The sequence below is a fragment of the Streptomyces sp. NPDC048504 genome, from assembly GCF_043200035.1.
GTDB lineage: Bacteria > Actinomycetota > Actinomycetes > Streptomycetales > Streptomycetaceae > Streptomyces.
In genome coordinates, this window is the sequence record NZ_JBICXA010000006.1 from 508,632 (window position 1) to 517,232 (window position 8,601).

The window sequence follows — 8,601 nt, forward strand, 5'->3', positions numbered from 1 at the left end:
TGGGTTGTACGGGGCGTGACTCTGCCGATCATTACTGTTATCGACGGTGCTCGAATGTAGCCCAGCTGTGAGCGTTTGGTGAGGGGAACCGTGAAGTGCCCTTGCCGAGTTTGATGGTTGAGTGGGACCGACCTGACAAAGCGGGGGGTACGAGGGCATGAACGCGGTGGATCTCGGCGAGTTGAGGGCACACGACTTCGGTTACCTGGACGCCGAAGGACACACCTATCTCGACTACACGGGCGCCGGACTCGCCCCGACCTCCCTGGTCCGGGCCAGCGCGGAGCGCATCACCGGAAGCGTCTTCGGCAACCCCCACTCGGAGAGCCCCGCCTCCCGCGCCTCGGGCGACCTGCTCGCCCGGGCCCGCGCCGCAGTGCTCCGGCACTTCCGCGCGGACCCGGCCGAATACACAGTCGTGTTCACCGCGAACGCGACGGCCGCGCTGCGCCTGATCGGCGAGTCGTACCCGTTCGCACCAGGCGGCCGGCTCGTGATGCTCCTCGACAACCACAACTCCGTGAACGGACTGCGGGAGTACGCGCGAGCGGGCGGCGCGAAGACGGAGTACGTCCCGGTCCACGGCCAGGAGTTGGCGATCGACGAGGAACGACTGAACACCGCGCTGACGGCCCGCAGACGCCGCCGCGGACGCGGACTCCTCGCCTATCCGGCACAGAGCAACTTCACCGGCGTACGGCACTCCCTGGACTGGATCGCGGCGGCCCAGGAGCACGGCTACGACGTCCTGTTGGACGCCGCCGCGTTCGTGCCGACCAACCCCCTCGACCTGTCCCGCCACCACCCGGACTTCACCGTGGTCAGCTGGTACAAGGTGTTCGGCTACCCCACCGGCATAGGCAGCCTCGTCGTCCGCCGCGAGGCCCTCGCCCGGCTGCGCCGCCCCTGGTTCTCCGGCGGCACCATCTACGCCGCGAGCGCCCAGGCACAGTGGCACGTCCTCGCCGACGGCGAAGCTGCCTTCGAGGACGGAACCGTCAACTTCCTCTCCATACCCGACATCACGGCCGGCCTGGAGTGGATCGACACCATCGGCATGGACCGCGTCCACGACCACGTGACCCGCCTGACCGGCCAACTCCTCGCAGGCGTCGCCGAGTTACGTCACAGCGACGGCTCCCCGATGACACGCGTCTACGGCCCCACCGACACCGGCCCCGCCCGCGACGGCACCGTCGCCCTCAACCTCCTCGACGCCGACGGCCGGGTGATCGACGAACGCGTCGTCTCCCAGGACAGCGCCGACCACCGCATCTCCCTCCGCTACGGCTGCTTCTGCAACCCGGGCGCCGGGGAAGCCGCGTTCGCCCTGCCGCTACGCAGCCTGCGCTCGGCGGCCCGTAGACCAATGGGCTCCCTGGAGGACTACCTGAACGTTCTGGGGCTGCCGTCCGCCGGTGCGGTCAGGGTCTCGGTGGGCGTCTCCTCGCAGCCCAGGGACGTGGAAACGTTTCTGGAGTTCGTCGCGAACACGTACCGGGACCGAGTGCCGACGGTGGCGGGTCTCGCGGACCGGGCGGGCTGTTGAGCGGCTGGTCCTGGAGCGGAGCGCTTCACCGCCCGGAGCGCGCCGCAGCCACCCCCTGACGGCACTTGCGCACCAGCACCGCCCAAGTCGCCGCCAGGAACAGCACGGCGAACCCCGCCAGGATCAGCCAGCCGCGCCCGGCCGGATGTGCGAACGAGTCGCCGTACGAGCGCAACAGCGGTGGTCCCGCAGGGGAGTTGCCGTCGCGCCACAGGCTCTCCAGGCCGATCGCACCGCCCAGTGCCTCGAACGCCCAGCGGTTGGTCATCGCCCAGCTGATCGCCTGCCCGGCCGACGCCATCCGCGGCACCGGCACGAACGCCCCCGAGAACAGCACCTGGGGGAAGCAGAGCAGCGGCAGCATCAGGGTCGCCTGGCCCGGGTCCGTGACCGCCGCCGAGGTGAGCAGCCCGAGGGCGAGCGCGGCGGCCGAGGCCAGCACACTGGTGAGGAACAGCGAGGCGTACGTGTCCCAGCCCGCCGCAGGCAACCGGTCCAGCGTCCGCAGCACCGCCAGCAACAGCGCGTCCGCCCCGGCCAGTACCGGCAGCACGGTGGTCAACTTCGAGGCGACGTACGGTCCGATGCGCACCCCGGCCAGCCACTCACGGCGCAGCACCGCCAACTCCGTGCAGATCTGCAGCAGTCCGTACGTCAGCCCGAAGAAGAACGCCCCGAACGCGATCCAGAACATGATCATCGCCGTGGACCCCGGATCGGGCGCCGCCGGATCGAACGCACCCGCCCGGAACAGGACCGCGAACATCGCCACGATCATCACCGGCGACCCCACGAACACGGCGACCGACAGCCGGTTGTGCACCAACAACGCCGTCGTACGACGTGTCAGCAGCGCCCACTGACGCACGGCGCCGACGCGCGGCGGACGGTGCGCGGCAGGTGCCGGGACGCGCTCCGTGCGCTGGGCCGGGACAGGCCGCTCGGCGCGCTTCCCGTCCGCCACCGCCGCGTACACGTCCTCCGCCGTCTCCGCACCGAACGCTCCGAGCAGCGCGTCCGGAGCCCCCACGAACGCGACCGCCCCGCCCGGCGACAGGAACACGACCTGATCGCAGCGCGGCAGATCGGCCAGCACGTGGGTGGTGAGGACGACGGTGGTCCCGGACTCGGCCAGACCGCGCACGGTCGCCAACAGCGCGGCGCCCGTGACCGGATCGAGCCCGGACGTGGGCTCGTCGAGGAACAGCACCCGGGGCCGGGTCAGCAACTCGGCGGCGATACAAGCCCGTTTGCGCTCCCCGCCGCTCAACGCCCGCACCGGTGTGTCGGCGCGCTGGGCAAGGCCGAGGACGTCGAGTACCTCCGTCACCCGCGCCGACACCGTCTCGCCGGGCATCCGCAGCCGTCCCGCGTACTCCAGCGTGCGCCGCAACGGCAGCTCATGGTGGATCACGTCCTCCTGCGGCACGAACCCGAACTCCGGCCCGGGCGGGCCCGGTTGGGCACCGTCGTGCAGGACGTCCCCCGAGGTCGGGGCCCGGAGCCCCGCGAGGGTCTGCAGCAGTACGGTCTTGCCCGCGCCGCTGCTGCCCGCGATGACCAGGAGGCGTCCGGCCGCTACCTCGAACGTCACGTCGTCCAACACCCGCCCGGCGCCCCGCACTTGCTGCGTGACGTCCCGCAACTCCAGGTGCAGGCCGGTTACACGGGTGGTTTGGGAGTGGATCGGCGTCGGCATGGGAGCAGGATGTCACCCCGGTGTCAGCCACACCGTCGCGAGGGGCGGGATCGTGAGCAGGATATGGCCGTCCTCCGGTTTGACCGGGTCGGGGTTCCTGACATCGCTGCCGCCGTAGCGCGCGGAGTCGGTGTTGAGGGTCACCCGCCAGGCCGGGACCTCGTCGGGGACACCGAGACGGTAGTCATGGCGCACGACCGGGGAGAAGTTGCTGACGGAGAGGAGCGGGGAGCCCTCCGCGTCGAACCTCAGGAACGCGAAGACGTTGTCCTCGGCCGCGTCGCCCATCACCCAGCGGAAGCCGCCGGGGTCGGTGTCGCGCTGCCAGAGAGCGGGAGTCGCGCGGTAGGCCGCGTTGAGGTCCCGGACGAGGTCCTGGACGCCCCGGTGATCGGGGGCGGCGTCGTAGGCCGGATCGAGGAGCCACCAGTCGGGGCCGTGGGATTCGGACCACTCCGCGCCCTGGGCGAACTCCTGGCCCATGAAGAGGAGTTGCTTGCCGGGATGGGCCCACATGAATCCCAGATACGCACGGTGGTTGGCGCGTTGCTGCCACCAGTCGCCGGGCATCTTCGACACCAACGACTGCTTCCCGTGGACTACTTCGTCGTGGGAGATCGGCAGGACGTAGTTCTCGCTGTACGCGTACACCATCGAGAACGTCATCTCGTTGTGGTGGAACTTGCGGTGGACGGGCTCGTGCGACATGTAGTCGAGCGAGTCGTGCATCCAGCCCATGTTCCACTTGAACCCGAAGCCAAGACCGCCGGTGTCGGTCGGCCGCGTCACCCCGTCCCAGGCGGTCGACTCCTCGGCGATCGTCACGACACCGGGCACCCTGCGGTACACGGTCGCGTTCATCTCCTGCAGGAAAGCCATCGCGTCCAGGTCCTCGCGCCCGCCATGGACGTTCGGGGTCCACTGGCCCGAGTCGCGTGAGTAGTCGAGGTAGAGCATCGAGGCGACCGCGTCCACGCGCAGGCCGTCGATGTGGAACTCCTGGCACCAGTAGACGGCGTTCGCCACCAGGAAGTTGCGCACCTCGGTCCGTCCGAGGTCGAACTCGTACGTCCCCCAGTCCGGATGCTCGGCCCGCCGCGCGTCCCCGGGTTCGTACAGCGGCTCCCCGTCGAACCGGGCCAGCGCCCAGTCGTCCTTGGGGAAATGTGCCGGGACCCAGTCCATGATCACGCCGATACCGGCCTGGTGGAACGCGTCGACCAGGAACTTGAAGTCGTCCGGGGTGCCCATGCGGGAGGTCGGGGCGTAGAAGCCGGTGACCTGGTAGCCCCAGGAACCGCCGAAGGGGTGCTCGGCCACCGGCATGAACTCGACGTGGGTGAAGCCGAGTTCGTTCACGTAGGCGGGGAGTTCGGCGGCGAGCTGACGGTACGTCAAGCCCTGGCGCCAGGAGGCGAGATGGACTTCGTAGACGGAGAAGGGCGCCTTGTGGAGCGGCGTTTCCGTCCGGCGGGCGAGCCAGTCCTCGTCGCCCCACTCGTAGTGCGAGGCCGTCACGATGGACGCCGTGGCGGGCGGCACCTCCGTACGGCGGGCCATGGGGTCGGCCTTGAGGAAGCGGTCGCCGTTCCGGGAGGTGATCTCGAACTTGTAGCGGGCGTCCTCGCCCACACCCGGCAGGAACAGCTCCCACACACCCGACGAACCGAGCGACCGCATCGGGAAGGCCGTACCGTCCCAGGAGCTGAACTCCCCGGCGACGCGCACCCCTTGGGCGTTCGGCGCCCACACGGTGAAGCGGGTACCGGTCACCCCGCCGTGGGACATCGGCTCCGCGCCGAGCGCCTTCCACAACTCCTCGTGCCGCCCCTCCTTGATGAGGTGCAGGTCGAGTTCACCGAGGGCGGGCAGGAAGCCGTACGGGTCGTGGACCTCGTGTTCGTCGCCCTCCACGTACGACACCAGCAGTGTGTACGCCGGGAGTTCGTCGAGCCGGAGCACGGTGGAGAAGAGGCCGCCGCCCTCCGAGGTGAGCGGGCTGCGCTTGCCGTCGATCAGGACGCTCACGGCACGGGCGTACGGACGCAGCGCCCGGAAGACGATCCCGCCCGGCACCGGATGCGCGCCGAGCAGCGCGTGCGGGTCGTGGTGGGCGCCGTGGAGGAGGCGGTCGCGGTCGGCCGGGTCCAGGGGAGCGGATGCCGGGGGACCGCCCGCGCCCAGGGGAGCCGGAGGAAGGGGCGAGGGCGAGGCGACTGCGGGCCGGGAGACGGTGCCGGACGGACCCTCGTGCGCTCGCCCGGCCGTCGTGGGTGAGCCGTTCCTCTCCGGCGCTTCGGTCACGGTCCGGCCGGTGGTCTCCGGTGGGCCGGGTACGGCCGGGCTGGAGGCGTCCGGTGCGGTGGGCCCGCTCGGTTCACCTGTTTCAGGGCGGGCGGTTGTGGGTGAGCTGTTCGTCTCCGGCGCTTCGGTCACGGTCCGGCCGGTGGTCTCCGGCAGCCCGGGCAAGGCCGGGCCGCAGGTGTCCGGTGCGGCAGGCCCGGTCGGTTCGCCCGTCTCCGGGCCGCCGGTCGTGGGCGGACCGCCCGCCTCCTGAGGTGAAGTGTCGTGCAGGGCCACGGAGTTCAGCCTCCTCGGACGGCGAGACGCTCGATCGCCGCCATGGGTACGGGAAGCCAGTCCGGACGGTGTCTGGCCTCGTACAGCACTTCATACACGGCGCGGTCCGTCTCGTACGCGCGCAGCAGGGCGTGCTTGGTGCGGGGGTCCCAGCCGGCCCGGGCCGCGTAGCCCGCGCAGTAGGCCTCCCGGCAGCGGCGCGCCCACTCCGGGCGCCAGGGCCGGCGTTGCCGGGCCGCGTAGTCGAAGGAGCGCAGCATGCCGGCGATGTCCCGCACCGGGGACTGCGCGCTGCGCCGTTCCGCCAGCGGCTTGGACGGCTCGCCCTCGAAGTCGATGACGAACCAGTCGCGGCCGGCCCGCAGCACCTGCCCGAGATGCAGATCGCCGTGGATGCGCTGGGCGGCCGGCCCGGCGTCACGGCCGACGAGCGCGCCGAACGCGGTCCGCAGCCCCGGCACGAACGGCCGCAGCGCGGGCACGGAGTGCGCGGCCGCCTCCAGGCGCTCGGTCATCGCCGCCGCCGTACGGTCGTTCTCGGCGAGGGGATGGCCACCGGACGGAAAGGCCGCGGCCAGCGCGAGATGGACATCCGCGGTGGCCTGCCCCAACTCGTGGGCCTCGGTGGTGAATTCGTCACCGGCGGCGAGCGCGCGCAGGGCGAGCGCCCAGCCGTCGGAGGCGTCCGGCAGGAACGGCTGGAGCACACCGAGCGTCGCGGCCCGCGGCTCCGCCGTCCGGAACCACGCCACCGGCGCCGGGACCCGCTTGCAGCCCTGCGCGGCCAGCGCCCCCGGCAGCTCCAGGTCCGGATTGACGCCGGGCTGGATACGCCGGAACACCTTCAGGATGAACCGATCGCCGTACACCAGCGAGGAGTTGGACTGCTCGGCACCCAGCAGCCGAGGCGTGAGACCGGCGGGCACGGACACCGACCGGTCCGCCTCGAAATGCAGGGGACCCGTCGTCCCCGGATGCCGCAACCGCTCCAGCAACAGCTCCGCCGACCGCGGATCCTGCAGCGCGTCGTAGACCGCGAGACCCGCCAAGGGGCCTTCCTGAACACACCCGATGTACGCCCGGGCGAGGCGCGGGGAGACGTGTTCCCGGACCCCGAGCAGGAGTTGGTAGCAGTCGCCGGGAGGGGGAGTGCCACCCGGCGAGGGCACAGGCGTATGAGAGGCGTGGACCAGCAAGTGAAGGCAGCCAGGGAAGAGTTCGGTCGTGGACAGCACGTCGAGGTCGGCCACCGGCCGGTCCTTGCCGGCGAACCAGCGCTGCCCGGGCAGCCATTCGCGCAGCAGCCCGGCGAGCGTGGCCGGAGGCCTGTCGACGCCGGGGCTGCTCAGTCGAAGCGGTGCGGTCTTCGGCATGGTGACGCGTCCTTTCGCCGGCACATCCTCAAAGTCGTCGGCCGATACGGGAAGCGGTTCGCGGGAGCCGGAACCAGTAGAAGCCGTGCCCCGCGAGCGTCAGCAGATACGGCAGTTCACCGATGGCCGGGAACCGCACCCCGCCGATCAGCTCCACGGGGTGCCGGCCGTCGAACTCCCGCAGATCGAGCATGGTGGGCTGCGCGAACCGCGAGAAGTTGTGCACACACAGGACGAGATCGTCCTCGTACTCGCGCAGGAACGCGATCACCGCCGGGTTCGACGACTGCAGCTCCGTGTACGAGCCGAGGCCGAACGCCGGGTTCTGCTTGCGGATCTCGATCATGCGGCGCGTCCAGTGCAGCAGCGAGGAGGGCGACGACATCGACGCCTCGACATTGGTGACTTGATAGCCGTAGACCGGGTCCATGATTGCCGGCAGGAAGAGGCGGCCGGGGTCGCAGGAGGAGAAGCCCGCGTTCCGGTCGGGGGTCCACTGCATGGGGGTGCGGACGGCGTCGCGGTCGCCGAGCCAGATGTTGTCGCCCATGCCGATCTCGTCGCCGTAGTAGAGGATCGGCGAGCCGGGGAGGGACAGGAGCAGGGCGGTGAACAGCTCGATCTGGTTGCGGTCGTTGTCCAGCAAGGTCGCGAGGCGCCTGCGGATGCCGATGTTGGCGCGCATGCGGGGGTCCTTGGCGTACTCCGCCCACATGTAGTCGCGTTCCTCGTCGGTGACCATCTCCAGGGTCAGCTCGTCGTGGTTGCGCAGGAAGATGCCCCACTGACAACCCGAGGGAATCGCCGGGGTCTTGGCAAGGATTTCGGACACGGGGTAGCGGGACTCACGGCGTACGGCCATGAAGATCCGTGGCATGACCGGGAAATGAAAGGCCATGTGGCATTCGTCGCCGCCGCTCTGGAAGTCGCCGAAGTAGTCGACGACGTCCTCGGGCCACTGGTTGGCCTCCGCCAGCAGCACGGTGTCCGGGTACATCGCGTCGATCTCGCGGCGGACGCGCTTCAGGAAGTCGTGACTGGCGGGCAGGTTCTCGCAGTTGGTGCCCTCGGCCGCATAGAGATAGGGGACGGCATCGAGGCGGAAGCCGTCGATGCCGAGGTCGAGCCAGAAGCGGAGGGCGGCCAGGATCTCTTCCTGGACGGCCGGGTTCTCGTAGTTGAGGTCCGGCTGGTGGGAGAAGAAGCGGTGCCAGAAGTACTGCTTGCGGACGGGGTCGAAGGTCCAGTTGGAGGCTTCGGTGTCGACGAAGATGATGCGGGCGTCGGGGTACTGCTTGTCGTCGCCGGCCCACATGTAGTAGTCGCCGTACGGCCCGTCGGGGTCTTTCCTCGACTCCTGGAACCACGGGTGCTGGTCGCTGGTGTGGTTCATGACGAAG

General features: G+C 70.2%; 5 protein-coding genes. 1 reads left to right on the top strand and 4 read right to left on the bottom strand.

The window, feature by feature from the left end; all coding sequences use genetic code 11:
* Positions 1-157 precede the first annotated feature (157 nt).
* The gene (locus ACGFY9_RS18360; RefSeq protein WP_393755239.1) at positions 158-1,549 is read left to right on the top strand and encodes an aminotransferase class V-fold PLP-dependent enzyme; all 1,392 of its coding nucleotides are present in this window, start codon (positions 158-160) and stop codon (positions 1,547-1,549) included.
* Between the two features lie 25 nt (positions 1,550-1,574).
* Here ACGFY9_RS18360 and ACGFY9_RS18365 read toward each other — a convergent pair whose 3' ends face one another.
* The 4 genes from ACGFY9_RS18365 to treS form a co-directional block, all read right to left on the bottom strand.
* Positions 1,575-3,248 carry an ATP-binding cassette domain-containing protein gene (locus ACGFY9_RS18365; RefSeq protein WP_393755240.1) on the bottom strand — a complete coding sequence of 558 codons (1,674 nt, stop codon included), beginning with the start codon at positions 3,246-3,248 and terminating at the stop codon, positions 1,575-1,577.
* A 12-nt stretch (positions 3,249-3,260) separates the two neighbouring features.
* The gene (gene glgB, locus ACGFY9_RS18370; RefSeq protein ID WP_393755242.1) at positions 3,261-5,828 is read right to left on the bottom strand and encodes a 1,4-alpha-glucan branching enzyme; all 2,568 of its coding nucleotides are present in this window, start codon (positions 5,826-5,828) and stop codon (positions 3,261-3,263) included.
* A 5-nt stretch (positions 5,829-5,833) separates the two neighbouring features.
* Positions 5,834-7,201 carry a maltokinase gene (locus tag ACGFY9_RS18375; protein WP_393755244.1) on the bottom strand — a complete coding sequence of 456 codons (1,368 nt, stop codon included), beginning with the start codon at positions 7,199-7,201 and terminating at the stop codon, positions 5,834-5,836.
* Between the two features lie 28 nt (positions 7,202-7,229).
* Positions 7,230-8,601, bottom strand: a 1,372-nt coding sequence (treS, locus tag ACGFY9_RS18380) for a maltose alpha-D-glucosyltransferase (protein WP_393755245.1), incomplete at its 5' end; no start/stop codon positions are given.